The following is a 20,019-nucleotide window of genomic DNA, read 5'->3' on the forward strand; positions in this document are numbered from 1 at the left end:
CTATTTTAAAAGTCCTTTGGCGAAATTTATCGCCTCTTCGCTGATGTGCTCGCCGCTTATCATACGCGCAAGCTCATTTACACGCTCCTCTTTGTCAAGCTCTCTTACGACTGAGCTCTCGCCGTGACGCTCTACTAAAAAGTGCGAATTTGCCTTTGAACTAAGCTGCGGCTGGTGCGAAATGGCAAAAATTTGATAAAAATTTGCAAGCTTAAGCAAGACATTTGCGATACTCATCGCCTCTTTTCCGCTTAAATTTGCATCTATTTCATCTAAAATGATGACATCTCCGCCAGTTTTTGTGATCTCACTAGAGGCAGCTATGAAGGCCAGCCTTAAGCGGTTTAGCTCGCCTGAGCTTAAATTTTTAAGCGAGGTCTCGTTTAAATTTAAACATATTTCATCAACACCCAAGATATCAAGCTTTTTAGCCTCAATACTCAGCGTAATATCTGGCATATAAAGCTCTTTTAGGTATAAATTTATCATAGCCTCAAGCTCTTTTAAATTCACGCCCCTTGCCTTGCTTAAAGTGCTTGCTAGCTCATTTGCCTTTTTGCTTAAAATTTCAAATTTCTTCTCAAGCTCGCTCTTTTCAAAGCTTAAATTTTCATATCTAGCAAGCTCTTTTTCCTTTTTAGCAAGCGCTTCTAGCGCCTCCTCCTCGCTGCCATAGCGCCTGATGATGGCATTAAGAGCTTCTATCCTATCAAGCACGCTCTCCACGTCGATATCGTCAAGCTCCTCCATATTTAGGCTATCTCTTGCGACCCTTAGCTCGTTCATCGCATCTTCAAAAAAGCCGTTGTCAAGGTCGCTTATGCTTAGCGCCTCATTTACGCTGTGCTCTAGCTCAAATATCCGCTCAGCCCTAGCCCACGCCTCATTTATCTTATCTTTTTTACTAAGCCTTTTTTTAGTCTCCATAAGCTCTTCAAACTCGCCTTTTTTAGGCCCGACACTTCTTATCTTCTCGATCTCAAAGCTAGCAAGCTCCTTTAGCTCCTCGACCTTTTTCTCTTCTTCTTTTATAGTGGCTAGCTCTTTTGAAATTTTAGAAAATTCCAAAAACGCCTCTTCAAATTCCTGCTTTATCTCTTTAAATTTCTCATTTTTTGAAATTTCAAGCCTGTCAAGCAAATTTAGAAATTTCTCATTTTCAAACTCGTTTGCCTCTTTTGCCGAGAGATATTTGATGTGCTCGCGCGCCACTTGGGCTAAATTTTTCTTTGAAATGGCTTGTTGATTTATAAAATACCTCGTGCTCTTATCTTTTAAAAGCTTGAAAATATTGACCTCTTCGTTTTCTATGCCAAACTCGTCAAGCTCAAATTTATGCTCCACATCAGCTTCTATGAGCCTTGCCTCGCTATCTTTTAGCCCAAAAACAGCCATTATAGCGCTCATCAGCACCGACTTACCAGCGCCACTAACGCCCGTAAATACGCTAAGACCCTCTTTGAAATTTAGCTCAACATTTTTAAAATTTAGATAATCCTTAATCAAAATTCGATCAATCATTATAACCCCAGTGAAGTTTCTCTTTTAAAATTTGAAAATAATCCCTACCAATATGGCGTATCAGCCTCGCTTTTTTGTCGCTTAGACTCATGCTAACGGCTGAAATTTTACTCATATCAAAGCGGTCTTGGCCGTCTAGAACCAAAATGGCATCGCTATTTGTTCTAAATTTAACCGTGTGATTTTTGGTAAGCACGACTGGACGCTGCGTGAGCGAGTGCGAGCAAATGGGAGTTACTGTAAAAACTTCGCTCAACGGATATATGATAGGGCCATTTGCACTCATGTTATATGCCGTGGTTCCAGCTGGAGTTGCCACTATGACGCCGTCTCCAAAATATGAATTAAAATACTTTTCATTTAAAAGTGCCTCGATATGCGTCATCGAGCCGCCATTTTTACTAACGATGACCGCGTCGTTAAATGCTATCTTTTGATCACATTTGCCATCATTTTTATGAAGTGTCACATCAAGCATAAAAGGCGTTTCTACCTCAAATTTATCATCAAAAAAGTCTTTAAAAAACTTCTCACTCTCATTTATCGTGATATCTGTCAAAAAGCCTAGCCTGCCAGCGTGTATGCCTAGGATTAGTGGCGAGATGTGAGCTAGTTTTCTGCAAGTTGAAATGATCGTGCCATCTCCGCCAAGAGTGATAAGAAATTCGCACTCTTTAGCTAGTTTTATTAGCTCAAAGCCACTTTTTTCTACCTGTTTTGCACAGCTTTTTTCAAGCAAAATTTCTGCGTTATACTTTTTTAAAATTTTTTCTAGCTTTGCTAAATCCTGCTTAAATAATGGGTAATCTTTCGCGACAAGTCCCACTTTTTTGGCGTTTGTGGTATTAAATTTTTGTTCATTTTTCATAGAAATGATTGTAACATATTTTATTTTAACAAAGCTTTTCAAAAGAAAAAAGCGATTATAATTGCCTAAAAAACATTGCAAAGGAGCATTTTATGCGAAGTCATTATTGCACCGATCTTAGCAAAGCTGACATCGGCAAAGAAGTAATACTTTGTGGCTGGGCAAACACATATAGAGACCACGGTGGCGTTGTTTTCATCGACTTAAGAGACGTTAGCGGGCTTATACAATTAGTTTGTGACCCTGCTGACAGCAAAGAAGCACACGACGTGGCTGCAAAAGTAAGAGATGAATATGTCTTAAAAGCAAAAGGAAAAGTAAGAGCTAGAGGCGAAGGACTAACCAATCCAAAGCTAAAAACTGGCGAGATAGAGGTGATAGTAAGCGAGCTAATCATCGAAAATCCAAGCGAGCCACTACCATTTATGATAGGCGATGAGAGCGTAAATGAGGACATCAGGCTAAAATACCGCTTTTTAGACCTTAGAAGCGAGCGCTTGCAAAATATATTTAAAATGCGTTCTCGCGCAGCGATCGCAGCTAGAAACAGCCTAGATAAAATGGGCTTTATCGAGTTTGAAACTCCAGTTTTAACACGCGCAACTCCAGAAGGCGCAAGAGACTATCTAGTGCCAAGCCGCGTGTATCCAGGCCAATTTTACGCGCTCCCACAAAGTCCACAGCTATTTAAACAACTTTTAATGTGTTCTGGCTTTGATAAGTATTTTCAGATAGCAAAATGCTTCCGCGACGAGGACTTAAGGGCTGATCGCCAACCAGAATTTACTCAAATAGATATCGAAATGAGCTTTGTCGAGCAAGAAGATATCATAAATATGGCTGAAACGATGCTAAAAGATATCTTTAAAGCCTGCGGACACGACATCAAAACGCCATTTAGACGCATGAGCTACAAAGAGGCGACCGAGACTTACGGCTCAGACAAGCCTGATCTTAGATATGATCTAAAAATGATCGATGTGATCGATATTTTCGAGCGCTCAAGCAATGAAATTTTTAGCTCTATCGCAAAAGATAAGAAGAAAAACCGCATAAAAGCGCTAAAAGTGCCAAATGGCGACAACATCTTTAGTAAGCGCGAGATGAATAGATTTGAGGAATTTGTACGTAAATTTGGTGCACAAGGCCTTGGATACTTCCAGATGAAAGAAGATGGCTTAAAAGGCCCGCTTTGCAAATTTTTCGAGCAAAGCGATCTTGACGAGATCGTCTCAAGATGTGAGCTAAAAGTTGGCGATGTCGTATTCTTTGGCGCTGGCAAGAAAAAGATCGTGCTTGATTATATGGGAAGATTTAGAATTTTCCTAGCTGAGCAAATGGGTATCATCGATCAAGACAGACTTGAGTTTTTATGGGTGCTTGACTTCCCAATGTTTGAGCAAAATGACGACGGCAGCTACTCTGCGATGCACCACCCATTTACAATGCCAAAAAATATAGACGAGCCTGATCTTGAAGATATCCTCTCTATCGCTCACGACGTCGTGCTAAACGGCTTTGAGCTTGGCGGCGGAAGCATAAGAATTCACAAAAACGACATCCAACAAAAGGTCTTTAAGCTTCTTGGCATAGATGAAGCCGAGCAGCGTGAGAAATTTGGCTTCTTGCTTGATGCCTTGACATTTGGTGCGCCTCCACATGGTGGTATCGCGATCGGCTTTGATAGGCTAAATATGCTTGTAAATAAAGCAAGCTCGATCCGCGACGTCATAGCCTTCCCTAAAACACAGCGCGCTCAGTGCCCACTCACAAAGGCACCAAGCTACGCTAGCAACGAACAGCTTAGAGAGCTAGGACTAAGGATAAGAGAAAAAGAGCAAAAGGCTTAAAATTTGCCTTTAAAAAGAGATGGAATTTTGTCTTTAGATATTTTTATTAGACAAAATTCCATCCTAAATTTAAATTTATAAAAAGATGCCTCCGACTTGGCGGCTAATTAAATCAAAACTTGCCTAAGTAGTTTGATATGATTTTTGTGGTTGCGACGTAAAATTTTGCGCAGATAGAACACTTAGTTCATCAAGCTAAATTTTACTAGCTCCGCAAAAAGCACTCAAAAGACAAAGGCAATAAAAGGGAAAAAATGAAGAATTTATTTTTAATCATAGGCGCTCCAGGTAGCGGCAAAACAACAGACGCATCGATCATCGCACAGCATGATGAGAAATTTGCACACTTTTCAACTGGCGATCTTTTAAGAGCTGAAGTCGCAAGTGGTAGCGAGCTTGGCAAACTGATAGACGGCTTTATCTCAAAAGGAAATTTAGTCCCACTTGACGTTGTCGTAAATGCGATCGTATCAGCCATCAAAAGCTCAAATAAATCAAATATCATAATCGACGGCTACCCAAGAAGCGTTGAGCAAATGACTGAGCTTGACAAGGTATTAAGCGAACAAGATGAAATTTCTCTAAAAGGCGTCATCGAAGTGGATGTTAGCGAAGATGTCGCAAGAGCTAGAGTGCTTGGCCGTGCAAGAGGCGCTGATGATAACAACGAAGTATTTAACAACCGCATGAAAGTCTATCTTGATCCGATCAAGCCTATCCGCAAGTTTTACAGCGAAAAAGAGCTACTTCACGTAGTAAATGGCGAACGCGGCATCGACGAGATCGTAGCTGACATCAAAAATTTACTAGCTAAACTTATATAACTCACAGACCTTGCATCAAAAGGTGCAAGGTCTTTAAGTCTTACGAAATTACCTTTCATTAACATCAAAAATGTAATATCCTTTTGAAATTTCACAACCCATCTTAAAAGGATAAAAATGAAAAAATCATTATCGCTTCACTGGCTGCTAGCATCGCAATGGCTGGAGGCTTTGTCTCAAAACACTCAAGCGAAAATGCTATAAGTGTAAAAGAGGCTTTAAAACTAAATGACGACACAAAGGTCGTACTTGAGGGCAAGATAAAGTCACACATCAAATCAGACAAATATGAATTTGTTGATAAAAATGGCGACACTATCGTTATTGAGATAGGCGACAAAAATGGGGCAATGTAACAGCTAACGAAGACACGCTTTTAAGAATAAGAGGCGAGGTAGATAAAGACCTTACAAAACGAAGATCGACGTAGATAGCGTAGAGGTTATAAAGTAAGTTATGTCATTTTTTGCATCCAAGTTTTATCCGTGTTTAATAGAAAAAGAATTAAAATCACATCATAAATTTGCTTAGACAAGGAGGCTTAAATGGCAAAAACAGCATATTTATCTTTACTGATTGGAGGACTTGCTGTGCTATGTTTTAGCGGTTGTGCTAGAGCTGGGCTAAATACACCTTTACACAACACAAGTGGTGTAAAATACGATAATGCGTATGCTTTGTGTAAAAATGGTCAAAATGATAAAACAATAGAAGCCAAGATAAATGCGTTGCTTGAAAAAAATATGAAAAAAGGCAACGATCTTGAAATTTATTGTGAGGTTACAGAGTACGTGGAAGGCAATCGTGCTTTGAGATACTTTGTAGGTTTTGGAGCAGGTCGTGGTAAAAGTATGACATTAGTAAAACTAGTAGACACAAATACAAAACAACAAGTAGCCGACTTTAAAGTTGAAGGAGGTTTGACAATGGGTGCATTTGGTGGAGATTCACAAGGCATGCTTAATGAAACTGGTGAAACCATCTTTAAACAAGTAAAAGATAATTTTCTTAAATAAAAATTTTTAACATAAAGGACGAATATATGGATGTTTTAAAGATCAAATTTGGCTCAAACCCAGACAAAATCAATGCCGTAATCGAAATACCTTATGGCTCAAATATCAAATATGAGATCGACAAAGATAGCGGTGCGGTCGTAGTTGATCGCGTGCTTTACTCAGCGATGTTCTACCCAGCAAACTACGGCTTTGTGCCAAACACACTTGCAGCCGACGGCGACCCAGCTGACATTTTGGTTCTAAACGAGTATCCGCTCCAAGCTGGTAGCGTCATCCCTTGCCGTTTGATAGGCGTTTTGGTGATGGAGGATGAAGCAGGCATGGATGAGAAGCTTTTGGCTGTGCCAGTTACAAAAATCGATCCAAGATATGAGGCGATAAAAAGCTACGAAGATTTGCCAACTGCGACACTAAATAAGATCAAAAATTTCTTTGAAACTTATAAAATTCTCGAGCCAAACAAATGGGTAAAGGTGAAAGAATTTAAAGATGCAAACGCTGCAAAAGAGATTTTAGACGCTGCGATAAAAAATTATAAATAATTTAAAAGCCCTATTTTAGGGCTTTTTCTTTTTAAATTTATTCGTTTTTATACGCCATATTAAAAAGGCTATTTTTATATTTAGATAAGCTTTTTCTTGTATAATACGATTTTCTTTCAACTGTGGGTTCATAGCTCAGTTGGTTAGAGCATCCGGCTCATAACCGGATGGTCCCAGGTTCGAGTCCTGGTGAACCCACCACCTATTTCACTAACATTACAAGATCAAAAAATTTTCATCTTTTTTTATTTAAATTTTAAAATATTTTTAAAATTTAAAAATAGATAAATTTAAATATCCCAAAATTTCTAAGTTCTCTCTAAAATTTCCTTTCGTTTTTGCCAGTCAGGCATATAAAGCGTTAGATAGTCATAAAATTTCTTTGAGTGGTCAGGATAGAGAAGATGCACTAGCTCGTGGAATACAACATACTCGATACACGCTTTTGGCTTTTTGATAAGCTCTATGTTTAAATTTATATATGATTTATAAGGATTGCAGCTTCCCCATCTCGTCTTCATCTGTCTTATTTTTACACTTTTGATATCTTGTTTTACTATATTGTTAAACTCTTGCAAGATATTAAAAAAATACAGCATCGCCTTTTCGTGATACCACTCATAGACCAAATTTCTTTTTCGCTCTAGGTCGCTTTTGTCTTTTACAAAGAGCTCAAGATAACCCCTTTGTAGCTTTACGCACTCCTCTTTAGACTGCACGACTTTAAGCCGGTAGCTTCGCCCAAGATGCTTAAAGTCCTCGCCACTTACGTACTCTTTTTCGGGCGTCTTAAACGAGGTAAAAAACGCGCGCTTTTGCGCTATCCACTTGGCTCTTTTTTCTATGATAAATTTTATATGCTCATCGCTTGCGGCTTTTGGTGCGGTTAGGATCGCTTCGCCGTTTGGTCTAACTTTTAAAGTGATATTTTTTACGTCTTTTCGGACGATTTTTACGCCTTCAAGCATAAAAACTTATCCCTATGCCTCGGATAGTTTGGTAAATTTTCTCATTTTCATTGATAGAAACGCCGTATTCGTCCTCTATCTCCCAAAGAGCATCCTCCATCTGGCTTGTTATCTCGTTTTCTACGTCTTTATTTTTGTGCCATTCCGGTTTTTTTGAGGCTTTTTCGTAAATTTCATAAAATTTCAAGCTCAAATTTTTAGCGACCGTCTCAACATCTATAAGCTCCACATCGCCCAAAATATCAAGCAAATTATCATAAATGGCAAACAAAATTTTCTTACCATTAAATTCTTTTGGATACCTGTCTTCATTTGGCTTTAAAGCACCAGTTATTAGGCCTTTTAGTAGTTTTGCTTTGGCAAGTTTTTCCTCTTCGCTTAGCCTTTTTGCCTTGTATTCGTCGATGATATCTTGTATCTGTTTGGCTATTGATTTATAAAACGCTGGGTTTGAGTCCATTTTCTCTTTTACCACTGCGCTTACGGCACTGATGATAGTATCAGCCTTTGCGTTTTTGCCTTCAACCCTTTGCACCTCATCGTCAAATTCCGTCTCAAAGATATTTACAAGCTTCGTAAGCTCATTGACCCCTTGTGCATTTACGTAAGTATCGAGCAGCTTTTGCATCTGCGCTTCGTATTTGCCAAAGTCGCAAGCCTCGTGATACCTTAGTTGCAGCGCCTTTCTTAGCTCGTTATAGAATTTAACCCTTTGCTTATAAGTTTTGATCTCCTCTTCGCTTAATATGTCATAAATTTTCTCGCTAGAAAGCGCTAGTTTAAACGCCCTAGCAAACTGTGATAGCCACTCTTTAAAGTCGTCTCTTTTTTGCATGTCCTCTAAAACCGCCACGTAACTCTCCAAATCGTCTTTAAATTTGACGCCACTAAAAAGATCGTCTAAATGAGTATAGTAGGTCTTTGCCTTTACTATCTCGCTTCTTGCGTCTATCACGGCTCCAGTTATATCCTCTGGGTCAAAGCCGCTTAGCGAAGCATAGCTAGTAAGCGCCTCATCAAGCTCGCCTAAAAGCCCTCTATAATCAATAATGTAGCCATAATCTTTTCCGTCATAAAGCCTATTTACTCTAGCTATTGCTTGAAGCAGATTATGCTCTTTTAGCTGCTTATCTATATAAAGCGTGCTTGCTCTTGGCGCGTCAAATCCCGTCAAAAGCTTATCCACGACGATAAGCAGATCTATCTCGTCGCCGTAAATAAATTCGTCTTTTACATACTTTAGATACGCCTCCTCGCTGCCGTAGTCTTTTATCGTCTCTTGCCACGCCTTTGCGACATACTCTTTATGCCCACCCTCAAGCTCCTCGTGCTCGTTGCTTGATATCGCATAGGCGGTTTTTATCTCTCCAAATTCTTCAAATATCTCATGATATTTTATGGCGTCGTATTTTCTTTGCGTTGCCAGCATCGCTTTAAAGCCACTTTTTTTCAAAGTCTTTTTAATGTGCTCATTTATATCCACAGCTATTAGCTCCAGCCTTTGCTCGCTCGATGCCACACGCTCAAACCTCGCCCACTTTTTTTGCAAGTCCCTTTTAGCCTCATCGCCAAGCTCTCTTGATATGAGATCAAATTTCCTAGTTAGCCCCTCAGCGTCAAGCACCTCTTGACCCACGTATCGCCCCTCGTAAAGTAGCGGCAACACGGCTCCGTCTTTTACCGCGTCATCTATCGTGTATCTATGAATTTCTCCGCCAAATTTAGCAAAGCTGTTTTTCTCGCGCTTTAAAAGCGGCGTGCCTGTAAATCCTATATAACAAGCAAGCGGCAACGCCTTTTTCATAGCCTTATGCAGATCGCCTCCTTGCGTGCGGTGACTCTCATCCACTAGCACAAATATATCGCCATCTCTTATCGCCACCTTTTGGTTCTTCACCTTTTCAAATTTATGCACGAGTGTAGTTATCACGCTAACGCCGCTTTGCAGCTTTTCTATCAGATCGCTTCCGCTGCTTGCTCGCCCTGCTTTTACATCCGTGTTTTCAAAGGTCTCGTGTATCTGCCCGTCTAGATCTATCCTATCGGTTACTACGATGATCTTTGAATTTATATAAATTTGCTTTAAAAGCTTTGTTAGCATTACCATCGTTAGCGATTTACCGCTTCCTTGCGTGTGCCAGATGAGTCCGCCCGCTCTTGCGCCGTCTTTTTTCGCCGATACCCTCTTTAGCGTCTCTTCGATAGCGAAAAACTGCTGATAGCGGCAAACCTTTTTCATTTTCTTATCAAAGACTATATAGTGCCTAACTAGCCTTAGCAGTCTATCTTTAGATAGTAGCGCGAAGAGCGTCATATCAAGCGCACTCACCTCTCTACCATTTATCAAACTCTTTAAGCTTTCTTTTGCCTTGGCTTCGTCCTGCTCTTTCCACACACTATAAAATTTAAACGGCGTTCCAGTAGTGCCATATCTTGCCCCACTGCCATTTGCTGCGATAGTTAGCTGGATGTATTTAAAAAGGTGCGCTATCTCATCTTTGCCCTGCTCTTTTTCTAGCTGCTTTATGCCGTTTTCAAAGCTCACGCTTGATTTTTTAAGCTCGATCACGACTATTGGTATGCCGTTTATAAAAAGCACAAGATCAGGCCTTCTGTGCTTTTGTGCGTCGCTCTGGCTTACTCTGCTTACTTCAAATTCTTCAGTCACGTAAAAGTCGTTATTTTGCAAATTTTCAAAGTCTATAAATTTAAAAGAGAAGCTCCTCCTCGTCCCATCTTCTAAATTTTCTTCTAAACTGGTGCCAAGCAAGAGTAAATTCGTGATCCTTTCGTTTGCGAACATTAGCCCTTCGTTTAAAGATACCCCAGCTAGCTCATCGACCGCTTTTAAGACATTACTTTGACTAAATTTATACCTCTTGCCCTTATACTCATAGCCGTTTATCTCGCCAAGCTTTTTGGTTAAAATTTCCCTAAACAAAACCTCGCTTGATTTAACGCCACGAAGCCTTAAATTTTCCTCCCTGCTTATAAATTTATAGCCCAAGCTTTGAAGTAAATTTATGCTATTTTGCTGGATCTTATTTTCTGAAGTATCTGGGGTCATTTGGTATCCTTATTTGGCTAACTTCTCTTTAAAGATTTTTTTACAATTTCATTATTATCGTATTTATTAGTATTACTAATATCATTCAATAAAAACCTCAATGCCTCTTTAGTCTCTTCATCTATCTCATCTTTTTTAAAGCGTATAACAGAGAAAAAATCATCATCTAACTTATCAAAATTCTTCTCCAGTAAATCTGCAGTATGCTCTTTTTTATTTTGACTTAGTTTCGCTATCTTAGCTGTCCCAATATAATTTCCATTATTCCATATATAAAACGAGGTTTGATATCCGTGGTCATCCCATGAATATTTTTTTAAATATATTTTATTCGCCTTGTTAGTATCTTCTAATTTAAATCCTTCCGTTTTAAGAACACCTAAATAATATTGTTTATCTCTTACTTGATTATTGGATTTTTGTATGTTTATTTCTGCAGTATTTTGCTTATTATATATTTGCAATTTTCCATTTGTTAAATTTAAACTAATTCTATCTATCGTAGATTTTATAATAGCATCTATCTCCGATCCGTCAGTATAGTCAGCTTTAGCAATATAATTAACTCTATTTTGCTCCAAAAGAGTTTTGGCAGTCTCTTTATTTTCATCATAAACAGCAATTGAAGTTCCACCATTAGTTTTTAGTAACTTCATAGCTGGAACATCGGTTTCTCCATCACCTATGTATATCATATTCTCAAATAAAATACGTCTTTCATTCTCTGGTATATATTTATTAATTAGTTTATTGTCCCAAGCGTTAAGAATTCCTTTGCTTATCCTGTATAAATATTGAGTTTTTGTCGTATAGTTAATTGCCAAAGCTGGCCAAGTCGGTTTACCGTATTCATCATACATAAATGATGACGCATAAATATTTTTAAATTTATTCGCTATAGTCGTTCCATCGATCATTTCTTTGGTGCCTGATGATACTATATAATGCTCAATCGATATCCCCTTTTGTGCAGCATAATCATTAATCCTTTCAAAAAACTCTTCCACACCGTTAAAGTATTTAACAGTTTTACCGTGTTTGCTAAGCTCCTCTCTTGTAATTTTTGCACCAGCACCATCTGCTTTCTTCACAATCAAATACATGTATGACAATATCTCATCCATATTGTTTTCTTCAGATAGTTCCTTTACGTTGTTCCAAAAATCTTCTTTTTTTATACATAGTGTTGTTGGTATAAAAGAATTTTCTTGTATATTGCCTCTTGCTAGTGTTCCGTCAAAATCATATGCGATTGCCATTATTACATTGCTTTTTTCACATAACATGTTCTCATTTCTCCTTTTAGTAGTTTTTGCATCAAGCCTTGTTTTTGTTTTTTCAAATTTTCAAGCTTTAAATTTAGTAAATTTATCTCATCATCGCAAGCCGTTAAAACCTCTGCGATTTTTTGTTGCTCTTTTAAATTTGGAAGCTTTACAATAAAATCAAATATCGTTGATAAGACTATATATGGCGTATTTCCATCCTTTTTCTCTATTTCTATTTTTCTTTTAAGAGCAAATTCTAAAAAATGTTTTATAAATAAAATATTCTCTGTAAATTTATCCAACACATACGTTCTTTGATACGCATTAAATTTACCATTAAAATAATGTATATACCCTACATTTTCTCCATTGCCTGAAATAAGAATAGCCTCTGTATCAAATGCGTAATCATCTATTTCAAAAACCTCTTTTGCGCAAGTAAAAAATTTATACCTTCCGCCTTGTATCATAGCATTTGCATTTAACTTTCCAGTTTGTATTTCACAAATTTCACCAAGCTTTGTTTCTTTCCACTCATCTTTGAACTGGGGAAAACAGATCTTGGCTGTGAGTAAATTTTGCATAAGAGCTTTTTTAAACTGCTTTTTGCTTTCTATCAAATTTATAGTCAAATTTATAGCCTCATCCCAAGTAGATAAAATTTCCGCTATCTTTTCTTGCTCGTCTAACGGCGGAAGCAAAATTTTCAAAGAAAAAAAGGCATTATCTGTTATATTTATCCTATCATACCTAGCGCCATAGTTTGCTACACTTTTGACTTGATTTTGCCACACAATAGTCTTAAAAAAATATGCTAAAAATTTTGCCAATATCTCGTCTTGAACAGTAAAAACCGTATACAATGGAGATACTATGCCTTTAGATAACATATTTCTATTAATCGGTCCAGTAGGGGCACTCTGTGAAATTCTTGGATTATAAACAAAATCCCCCAAATCAACAATGTAATAATCTTGTATATTTTCTTTATTTGCTATATCTTTATCAAAATATTCATTCTGTGCAACCAAACCATCAATAGCTGAATTTGACAAAACCAATTTAATTAAATTGTTTCTATTTTTAAGAATAGATTTTTCTGCAATATCCCCAAGCCTCACGACCTTCCAACCGCTTGGTAAATTTTTAAATTCGCTCATAGCCCAAGCTCCGCAAGATACTCGCTCATCTTGCTTTGAACGCTTTTTAGCTCGGCTTCTAGGCGTGAAATTTCTTTCTTGGTCGTCTCGATATCTACAGCCTCTTCTTCTTCAAAAGTATCGACGTAGCGAGGGATGTTTAGGTTGTAGTCGTTTTCTTTTATCTCGCTAAGGCTTGCTACATGGGAGTATTTTTCTATCTCGCTTCTGTTTTTGTAGGTAGCAACTATCTTTTTGATATTTTGCTCGGTTAGTGAGTTTTGGTTTTTGCCTTTTTCAAATTCTTTGCTAGCGTCGATAAATAGCACGTCTTCGTTTGCGCGGTTTTTCTTAAAAACGAGTATGCAAGCAGGGATGGTCGTGCCGTAAAATAAATTTGCCGGTAGTCCGATGACGGCGTCGAGTAAATTTTCTTCGATCAGCTTTTGGCGGATCTTGCCCTCATTTGCCCCGCGAAATAGCACTCCATGCGGAAGCACGACGCCCATTTTGCCGTTGTTGTTTAGACTTTTTATCATGTGCACTACAAATGCGTAGTCGCCCTTACTCTTTGGCGGCAAAGCATAGCTAGCAAATCTCATAAAAGGATCGTTCACGGCAAAGTCAGCACCCCATTTGTCGAGGCTAAATGGTGGATTTGCCACGACTATATCAAATGTCTTTATAAAATTGTCTTGTAGATGAAGCGGGTTTCTGATCGTGTCGCCCCACTCGATCACGGCGTCGTTTATCTCGTGCAAAAACATATTCATCTTGCAAAGCGCGTGAGTTTGTCCATTTTTCTCTTGTCCGTAAAGGCGGAAATTTTTACTGCCGACCTCTTTTGAAGCCTTGATAAGAAGCGAGCCAGAGCCGCAAGTAGGATCATAGATCATATCGCCCTCTTTTGGCTCAACCAGCTTTGCAAGAAGCGTCGAAACCTCGCTTGGCGTGTAAAACTCTCCGCCTTTTTTGCCCGCGTCGCTTGCAAAGTGAGCTATAAGATACTCGTATGCGTCGCCTATTATGTCGTTGCCCTCAAGCATAGATGGGCGAAGATCTAGCCTAGCGTCGCTAAAGTCTTCAAGCAAATTTTTCAAGATGGCGTTTCTCTCTTTTGTATCGCCAAGCTTGTTTTTGTTGTTAAAGTCGATGCTTCTAAAGATGCCCTCAAGCTTGTCTTTGTTGTCTTCTTCGATCTTTTCTAGCGTTTTGTTCATTATCTCGCCTAAATTTGCAGCCTCTTTGTACGCTAAAAGATACTCAAATGTGCAACTCTCATCAAGCTTAAATTTCTCTTTCTTTAGCTTTGCTTCGATCCTCTCGCTCTTGTCGCCGTATTCGGCTTTAAGCAATTCGAGCTTTTCTTTATAAAAATCAGATAGATACTTAACAAAAAGCATCGTTAAAACATAGTCTTTGTAATCGCTTCCGTCCATCGTGCCGCGAAATGTGTCGCAAGCCTTCCAAACTACGTTATTTATGGTATCTTGTGTGGTCTTTTGCATCTTAGTTCTCCTCTTTTATTAAATTTTCAAATATGCTTTTGTGGTATTTTTTCTTTTGGGCTGCTAAATTTTGTAAAATTTCGCTCTCTTGGCGAGCTAAATTTAGGTATTTTACTATCTTGTTTTGAGTTTGCAAATTTATGGCTGGTATTTTTATGTTATTTAAGCTTGCAACGCCTATCATCGCTATTGTAGTGCCTGAAACATCTGGAGCAAGGGCTCTTCTAACGGCGCTACTGTTTAGATAATACGCCACAAAACGCGGATCAAATTTATCGCTTTTAACCCTTATGCGAACCATCAAAGATGAGTAGATAAGATCGTCATACTCCTTATCTATATAAACGGCGAAATTTGGCTCTCTAAGGCGCAACAAAACATCGCCACAGCTCACTTTATACTCATCGCTTATTTGCTCGTTTGATATAAATTCGTCTGCAAATGAGTCATCAAAAAGCGCATTTTCATTAAAGGACTTTAGCGAGACTACTTTATAGCTAAATTTCTCATCTACGTTTTTATCTGCCTTTTTGCGGATTAAAACTAGACCAGTTTTTATCTCAGATATGTCGCTTATTTTTATCATTTCAAGATGTCCCTTTCTGTATTATTTTAAAAATAATACTAATACTTTTATGAGCGAAGTATATCAAAAAAGATAAAAACTGACAATACATTTTTATATTATTTCTAAAATAATACATTAAATTGACGACTAAAATCTTAATTATTTTTTAAACTATAAATTTACTTTAGCAAATTTACCCCTGCATTTTTAAATTTATCTCGATTTTTAAGCTAGCATTTGGCTATAATCACTCAAATTTAGATTGCGGTCGCAATTTACATTTGCATAAATTTACCTTCAACTACCATTTTTGCAAATTTCAAAAGTTAAATTTCACAAGTTTTGCGTACAAAAAATTTCTTTTACATTACTTTACAAAACATCTTTTACAAATTCTTTTAAAAGCCCTTTAAATGGGCTTTTAAACACAAATCTTAATATTTTAGCTCAACTTTCATCTATCTAGTAGCTTTTATAGTCTTTGTTGGTGCTTTTGATATGAGTGCGCCCTCAGGGCTTTTTTAGAGCAACCTAACCATGAAATTTCTGCAAAAGTTTATAAATTTAGCTTTGCTCTAAAAAATAGATGCTGTTTGTGTGAAATTTAAATTCGCTCTTATATTTGTTTTACTCTTGTGTAAATTTTGTCTTAGCAAACCACCTAAATTTACATTTGTTTTAAATTTACAAGATCAAATTCAGCCCAAAATTCGCTTCCAGCTCCTGCTTCGCTTTTTACGCCAAGCTTTGCACCGTGAATTTTAGCTATATTTGCAGCGATGGCCAGCCCCAGTCCGCTGCCTCTGTTTTGGCTTTTGTTTCTTGAGCTTTCAACTTGATAAAATTTATTCCAGATTAGCTCGATATCTTTTTTAGAGATGCCTAAGCCATCGTCTTTTACAGACAAAAGTGCGTGTGTTTTTGTGAGGGTTAAATTTAGCTCGATCTTAGCTTCTGCAAATTTTAGTGCGTTACTTAAAAAGTTATCCACCAGCCTTGATATCATCAGCTCATTGCCTAAAATTTGGACATCTGGCGCTATCAAGTAGCTAAAATTCAGCCCCCTAGCGCTTGCTAGCTTCTCATAGTCGCTGGCTAAATTTTGCAAGATAGCGCTTAAATTTATACCTTTTAGCTCCAAATTTCTGCCGGCTTCGAGCCTTGAGAGCTCCAAAATTTGATCTATCAGCGAGGTTATCTTTCTTGACTGCCTAGAGATGACCTCCAGCGACTCCTTGGCCTCGTCCAAATTTTGCGCATAGTTCGCAGCGTAGTCGCTCTCAGCCATGATGACAGATAGCGGCGTTCGCAGCTCGTGCGAGACGTCTGAGGAGAGCTGTTTTTCGCTTTGATAGACCTTTTCAAGGGAGTCGAGCATCTGGTTAAAAACGCTTGCAAGCGCGTGCAGCTCGTCTTTGCCAGCAGGCAGGTCTATGCGCTTTGAAAAGTCCCGGCTACTGCCTATCTCAAGCGCAGTTTTTGACATCGTGGCGACTGGCTTCATCGCATTTTTTATCGTTTTATAGCCGCCGTAAAGCACAAAGAAAAACAAAACCGGCACAAAAACGCCAAGAGCCAGTAAAAATAGTCCCTCTTTTTTGAAAAATTTCTCCGCATTTATCACGCCTCTGACCCAGACTTCTTTGCCTCTAGCTGCGATATCGTAGTAGTAAAAGCGGTTTTCGCCGTTTTCAAAAAGCCGCACTGCACCGCTATTCATTTTAAGTGAAATTTGAAAGTGTTTTGGTGCTAAACCACCTATCACATCGCCTTTTGCGTTATATTTTATAAAAAATATCCCATCATCATATGGCTCAAATTCATCCATATCGTTGGCTATTTTGGTGACTGATTTGGCTAGCTTTTTTTGGCTAACGTCCTCAAAAACCTCATCCGCCACGACCGCCGAGACAGCAATGAGAGTCACCACGATAACAATGATAAAAAACGAGTACCAAAGCGTTACGCGCGCCGTTATCGGGATATTTGCAAGCGCTTGCTTAATCCTTAACAACATAGCCAAGCCCTCTTTTAGTCTGGATCGCCTCGCACTCGCCAAGCTTTTTTCTTATGTTTTTTATAAGCACGTCGATGACATTTGAGCCACCTGTGTAGTCAAAGTCCCAGACGTGCTCTTTGATCTGGTCGCGAGTTAAAATTCTGCCCTTATTTAGCATCAAAAACTCTAAAATTTCATACTCTTTGCCAGTTAGCTCGACCTGCTCGCCGCTAAATTCGACTGACTTTTTAGAAAGGTTGATCTTTAGCTTGCCTGCGCAAATTTCACTAGCCACGTTGCCGCTGTTTCGGCGAATGAGCGTGCGTACCCTAGCTAGCAGCTCCTTAAAGTCAAATGGCTTGACCAAGTAGTCATCCGCGCCCGCGTCAAGCCCCTTTACAACGTCGTCTACATCGTCCTTTGCCGTTAGTATCAACACAGGGGTCGCTAGCTTTGCGGCACGCGATCTTTGCAAAAATGTAAGTCCGTCCATCACTGGCATCATAAGATCAAGCACGATAAGATCGTAGTGCGCGACGGCGGTAAAGTCCATCGCCTCCTCGCCGTTAAATGCGCTATCGACGCTATATCCATTTTTCTTTAGGTGCCTTGTGATGACGCTATTTAGGTCTATTTCATCCTCGACGACTAAAATTTTCATCTTTGCCTCACGTAGTTTTGTCAGCTATTTTATCAAATTTGGCTTTTTATTTTTAGATTTAAAATTTCGCCATTTGCTGCGCCTATCTTAAAATCATATAAAAAGCCGTTAAATTTAGCCCTTGCGTCATAAAAATACTCCGTGCAAAACGCGCCAAAACTTTGTTTTTTAGCTAGATAGATCGGAGAAAACTCCACCTCTTCTGGCTCTACTTTTAGGCGCTCTGTAACGATCTCTTTAACTTTTTCTGGCAAGATGCAAGCCACTCTTTCAAATTTTGCCTGCTCTTCATTTATCTTTGATAGCTCAGCCCTTTGCGCCTCGTCTTTTAGGCAGTTTGAAGCGTTTGATAGCCACACTCCAGCCTTGCCAGCGCAGATGAGTGCATCCGCTGCACCTTGAAGCGAAAGCTCAAGCGTTTTTTTAAAGAAATTTTGAGCTTTGTATTTCGGAGCTGCTTGGCTTGAATTTTTATCTAAATTTTCAGGGCTTTGTTCGCCCGCTCCTAAATTTTTGTAGCTATTTTTATAAACGCCAGACTTGGTATTTTCACTTAAATTTTCTCTCGCGATTTCACTAAGATCAGCAACCTTGTTTTCGTCTAAATTTTTATTCAAATTTCTCTCTAAAACCTGTTCGTCAACGTTATCGTTTAAATTTTGCTCTAAATTTTCACTCATCTTTTTCACCTTTATAAAAAATTTAACGCCCAAAAAGGGCGTTAGATCACTTTGTGAAGTTACCAATTATCTCGCCAGTTTGAGCGTTTATGATCACTTTTTTCTCGCTCCTATCACGCTTAAGCTCTACTTTGTATATCCAAGCACCATTTTTATTATCAAGCTCTGCCTCATCAAGACTCCAGCCAGCCTCGAGCGCTTGAGCTTTAGCCACAGCCTCGTCAATGCTAAGAGCAAATTTTGAAAAATCTACCGCTTCGATCGGCAAGATATGTTTTTTATTTTTATTCTCTACTTTAACGATCTGACCGCTGTTAGCATCTATCTTGATCTCTTGTTTGACACCATCTTTAAATGACTCTATCTTGTAAAAAGTCACGCCCTTTTTGACGTTCATCTCGATATCTTTGACGCTTGAGCCTGGGAAGTTTTTCTCAGCTATATTTAAAGCATCTTTTGATGTGATGGCTGCTTGCAAACCTGTCGCTCCCAAAACTGCTGCTAAAACTGCCGCGCTTAATACCTTTTTCATTTTTGATCCTTTTATTTTTGATTTCCAACTTTCGTTTGGATGAGCGCATTATAAAAACCTAAAATGAAGCTAGGATGAATGAAAAAAAATTATTTTAACTTTGCCAAAGATGAATATCTAATAGCATTTTGACCGCAAATCAGAACGATATAATTTCAAACAACAAATAAAGCCAAGGGGAAATAAAAGGGGGAAATATAAAAACAAGAAATCTTAAAGATTTTGAAACATCGTTAAAATCTGGATTTTAAAAGGATTTTTAAATATAAATGGCTCCGGATGCTGGGTTCGAACCAGCGACCAAGTGATTAACAGTCACCTACTCTACCGCTGAGCTAATCCGGAACACTTAAAAGAAGTCGTATTATAGTTAGCAATCATTTAAAAATAGCTTAAATAACTAAAGATTAGAGAAATTATATTAAAAATAATTTAGGGGCAAAGTGCCCCTAGTTTTAGTATAGACCAAAAGTTCCGTCTGTTCTTTTATAAATGACGCGCATTTTGGCATCGACGTCGTTAAATACATAAAATTGTTTATCACTTGATTTTAGTTTATCAAGTGCTTCTTCTACCTCAAGAGGTTTGTAAATTTCAAGCTCCATAGGCACGATCTCCTCGACACCTTCGATCTTTTCTTCGCCTATTCTTGAGCGAAATTCTTTATCATCAGCCTTGCCTTTTACGGTAAATTTCTTATCGTGCTCTCTTCTTAAAACTTTTGAAGCCTTTTCGATAGCAAGATCTATCGCCGCATAAAGATCTTTATCTTTTTGGCGAACGACTATCGTGTCTTTATGTGCCATATTTAGAGAAAATTCTGCATTAAAGCCCTTTTTGCCTTGCTTTTCATCTGCTCCTACTACGCATCTTGCTGAGATGATGTCAAGGTTGTACTTGCCAAGGGTATCAAAAGCGTCTTGGATGTAGTTTTTGATGGGCTCTGTTAGTTCAAATTGTTTTCCTACAATGCTTATGTTCATCGCAATCTCCTTTATAGAAAGT

The 20,019-nt window shown here is 38.5% G+C and carries 18 protein-coding genes and 2 tRNA genes; 6 read left to right on the forward strand and 14 right to left on the reverse strand.

Features of this window, described 5'->3' with window-relative positions:
* Together MTT09_RS07755 and MTT09_RS07760 are read right to left on the reverse strand one after the other, a co-directional pair.
* Window positions 1-1,521, reverse strand: coding sequence for an AAA family ATPase (locus MTT09_RS07755; RefSeq protein WP_429803422.1), 1,521 nt, complete (start codon window positions 1,519-1,521; stop codon window positions 1-3).
* Complete coding sequence (locus MTT09_RS07760; RefSeq protein ID WP_429803423.1) at window positions 1,514-2,389, reverse strand: NAD(+) kinase; 876 nt, start codon at window positions 2,387-2,389, stop codon at window positions 1,514-1,516. The genes MTT09_RS07755 and MTT09_RS07760 overlap by 8 nt, the downstream gene beginning before the upstream one ends.
* 92 nt (window positions 2,390-2,481) lie before the next feature.
* Between MTT09_RS07760 and aspS the strand changes: the two genes are divergently transcribed.
* The 6 genes from aspS to MTT09_RS07790 all read left to right on the forward strand — a co-directional run bounded on the left by aspS (window position 2,482) and on the right by MTT09_RS07790 (window position 6,825).
* A complete protein-coding gene (gene aspS / locus MTT09_RS07765) occupies window positions 2,482-4,239 on the forward strand; it encodes an aspartate--tRNA ligase (protein ID WP_012140086.1) in 1,758 nt (585 codons plus the stop codon).
* A gap of 254 nt (window positions 4,240-4,493) precedes the next feature.
* Complete coding sequence (locus tag MTT09_RS07770; RefSeq protein ID WP_004317610.1) at window positions 4,494-5,063, forward strand: adenylate kinase; 570 nt, start codon at window positions 4,494-4,496, stop codon at window positions 5,061-5,063.
* Window positions 5,064-5,221: 158 nt separating this feature from the next.
* Entirely contained in the window at window positions 5,222-5,419 is a 198-nt protein-coding gene (locus MTT09_RS07775; RefSeq protein WP_429803424.1) for a NirD/YgiW/YdeI family stress tolerance protein, read from the forward strand.
* Between the two features lie 189 nt (window positions 5,420-5,608).
* Window positions 5,609-6,079, forward strand: coding sequence for a DUF4410 domain-containing protein (locus MTT09_RS07780; RefSeq protein ID WP_103638742.1), 471 nt, complete (start codon window positions 5,609-5,611; stop codon window positions 6,077-6,079).
* 26 nt (window positions 6,080-6,105) lie between these two features.
* On the forward strand, window positions 6,106-6,624 hold the full coding sequence (ppa, locus tag MTT09_RS07785) for an inorganic diphosphatase (protein WP_429803425.1): 519 nt from the start codon (window positions 6,106-6,108) through the stop codon (window positions 6,622-6,624).
* 124 nt (window positions 6,625-6,748) lie between these two features.
* Window positions 6,749-6,825, forward strand: a tRNA-Ile gene (locus MTT09_RS07790).
* 107 nt (window positions 6,826-6,932) lie between these two features.
* Here the strand turns inward: MTT09_RS07790 and MTT09_RS07795 are convergent.
* From MTT09_RS07795 to hpf, 12 genes are all read right to left on the reverse strand, one after another.
* Complete coding sequence (locus MTT09_RS07795; protein ID WP_429803426.1) at window positions 6,933-7,592, reverse strand: M48 family metallopeptidase; 660 nt, start codon at window positions 7,590-7,592, stop codon at window positions 6,933-6,935.
* Window positions 7,585-10,659, reverse strand: coding sequence for a type I restriction endonuclease subunit R (locus tag MTT09_RS07800; protein WP_429803427.1), 3,075 nt, complete (start codon window positions 10,657-10,659; stop codon window positions 7,585-7,587). The genes MTT09_RS07795 and MTT09_RS07800 overlap by 8 nt, the downstream gene beginning before the upstream one ends.
* Window positions 10,660-10,676: 17 nt before the next feature.
* Window positions 10,677-11,918 carry a haloacid dehalogenase-like hydrolase gene (locus MTT09_RS07805; RefSeq protein WP_429803428.1) on the reverse strand — a complete coding sequence of 414 codons (1,242 nt, stop codon included), beginning with the start codon at window positions 11,916-11,918 and terminating at the stop codon, window positions 10,677-10,679.
* A gap of 2 nt (window positions 11,919-11,920) precedes the next feature.
* Complete coding sequence (locus MTT09_RS07810; RefSeq protein ID WP_429803429.1) at window positions 11,921-13,087, reverse strand: restriction endonuclease subunit S; 1,167 nt, start codon at window positions 13,085-13,087, stop codon at window positions 11,921-11,923.
* On the reverse strand, window positions 13,084-14,574 hold the full coding sequence (locus tag MTT09_RS07815; protein WP_429803430.1) for a type I restriction-modification system subunit M: 1,491 nt from the start codon (window positions 14,572-14,574) through the stop codon (window positions 13,084-13,086). Before MTT09_RS07815 ends, MTT09_RS07810 begins: the two co-directional genes overlap by 4 nt.
* 1 nt (window position 14,575) lies before the next feature.
* On the reverse strand, window positions 14,576-15,160 hold the full coding sequence (locus MTT09_RS07820) for a restriction endonuclease subunit S (RefSeq protein WP_429803431.1): 585 nt from the start codon (window positions 15,158-15,160) through the stop codon (window positions 14,576-14,578).
* Window positions 15,161-15,809: 649 nt separating this feature from the next.
* On the reverse strand, window positions 15,810-17,159 hold the full coding sequence (locus tag MTT09_RS07825; RefSeq protein ID WP_429803432.1) for an ATP-binding protein: 1,350 nt from the start codon (window positions 17,157-17,159) through the stop codon (window positions 15,810-15,812).
* Window positions 17,143-17,802, reverse strand: a complete 660-nt coding sequence (locus MTT09_RS07830) for a response regulator transcription factor (protein WP_429803433.1) — start codon at window positions 17,800-17,802, stop codon at window positions 17,143-17,145. The genes MTT09_RS07825 and MTT09_RS07830 overlap by 17 nt, the downstream gene beginning before the upstream one ends.
* Window positions 17,803-17,834: 32 nt before the next feature.
* Window positions 17,835-18,482, reverse strand: coding sequence for a hypothetical protein (locus MTT09_RS07835; RefSeq protein WP_429803434.1), 648 nt, complete (start codon window positions 18,480-18,482; stop codon window positions 17,835-17,837).
* A 46-nt stretch (window positions 18,483-18,528) separates the two neighbouring features.
* Window positions 18,529-19,014: a PepSY domain-containing protein gene (locus tag MTT09_RS07840; RefSeq protein ID WP_429803435.1), complete on the reverse strand. Its 486-nt coding sequence runs from the start codon at window positions 19,012-19,014 to the stop codon at window positions 18,529-18,531.
* 270 nt (window positions 19,015-19,284) lie between these two features.
* Window positions 19,285-19,359 (reverse strand) — tRNA-Asn (locus tag MTT09_RS07845).
* Between the two features lie 110 nt (window positions 19,360-19,469).
* Entirely contained in the window at window positions 19,470-19,997 is a 528-nt protein-coding gene (hpf, locus tag MTT09_RS07850; RefSeq protein WP_004317788.1) for a ribosome hibernation-promoting factor, HPF/YfiA family, read from the reverse strand.
* Window positions 19,998-20,019 lie beyond the last annotated feature (22 nt).

The organism is Campylobacter concisus (assembly GCF_050447505.1).
GTDB lineage: Bacteria > Campylobacterota > Campylobacteria > Campylobacterales > Campylobacteraceae > Campylobacter_A > Campylobacter_A concisus_BP.

Coding starts and splice junctions, on each gene's coding strand:
- MTT09_RS07755 (WP_429803422.1), bottom strand. CDS start 1,521: ATGATTGATCGAATTTTGATTAAGGATTATCTAAATTTTAAAAATGTT.
- MTT09_RS07760 (WP_429803423.1), bottom strand. CDS start 2,389: ATGAAAAATGAACAAAAATTTAATACCACAAACGCCAAAAAAGTGGGA.
- aspS (WP_012140086.1), top strand. CDS start 2,482: ATGCGAAGTCATTATTGCACCGATCTTAGCAAAGCTGACATCGGCAAA.
- MTT09_RS07770 (WP_004317610.1), top strand. CDS start 4,494: ATGAAGAATTTATTTTTAATCATAGGCGCTCCAGGTAGCGGCAAAACA.
- MTT09_RS07775 (WP_429803424.1), top strand. CDS start 5,222: ATGGCTGGAGGCTTTGTCTCAAAACACTCAAGCGAAAATGCTATAAGT.
- MTT09_RS07780 (WP_103638742.1), top strand. CDS start 5,609: ATGGCAAAAACAGCATATTTATCTTTACTGATTGGAGGACTTGCTGTG.
- ppa (WP_429803425.1), top strand. CDS start 6,106: ATGGATGTTTTAAAGATCAAATTTGGCTCAAACCCAGACAAAATCAAT.
- MTT09_RS07795 (WP_429803426.1), bottom strand. CDS start 7,592: ATGCTTGAAGGCGTAAAAATCGTCCGAAAAGACGTAAAAAATATCACT.
- MTT09_RS07800 (WP_429803427.1), bottom strand. CDS start 10,659: ATGACCCCAGATACTTCAGAAAATAAGATCCAGCAAAATAGCATAAAT.
- MTT09_RS07805 (WP_429803428.1), bottom strand. CDS start 11,918: ATGGCAATCGCATATGATTTTGACGGAACACTAGCAAGAGGCAATATA.
- MTT09_RS07810 (WP_429803429.1), bottom strand. CDS start 13,087: ATGAGCGAATTTAAAAATTTACCAAGCGGTTGGAAGGTCGTGAGGCTT.
- MTT09_RS07815 (WP_429803430.1), bottom strand. CDS start 14,574: ATGCAAAAGACCACACAAGATACCATAAATAACGTAGTTTGGAAGGCT.
- MTT09_RS07820 (WP_429803431.1), bottom strand. CDS start 15,160: ATGATAAAAATAAGCGACATATCTGAGATAAAAACTGGTCTAGTTTTA.
- MTT09_RS07825 (WP_429803432.1), bottom strand. CDS start 17,159: ATGTTGTTAAGGATTAAGCAAGCGCTTGCAAATATCCCGATAACGGCG.
- MTT09_RS07830 (WP_429803433.1), bottom strand. CDS start 17,802: ATGAAAATTTTAGTCGTCGAGGATGAAATAGACCTAAATAGCGTCATC.
- MTT09_RS07835 (WP_429803434.1), bottom strand. CDS start 18,482: ATGAGTGAAAATTTAGAGCAAAATTTAAACGATAACGTTGACGAACAG.
- MTT09_RS07840 (WP_429803435.1), bottom strand. CDS start 19,014: ATGAAAAAGGTATTAAGCGCGGCAGTTTTAGCAGCAGTTTTGGGAGCG.
- hpf (WP_004317788.1), bottom strand. CDS start 19,997: ATGAACATAAGCATTGTAGGAAAACAATTTGAACTAACAGAGCCCATC.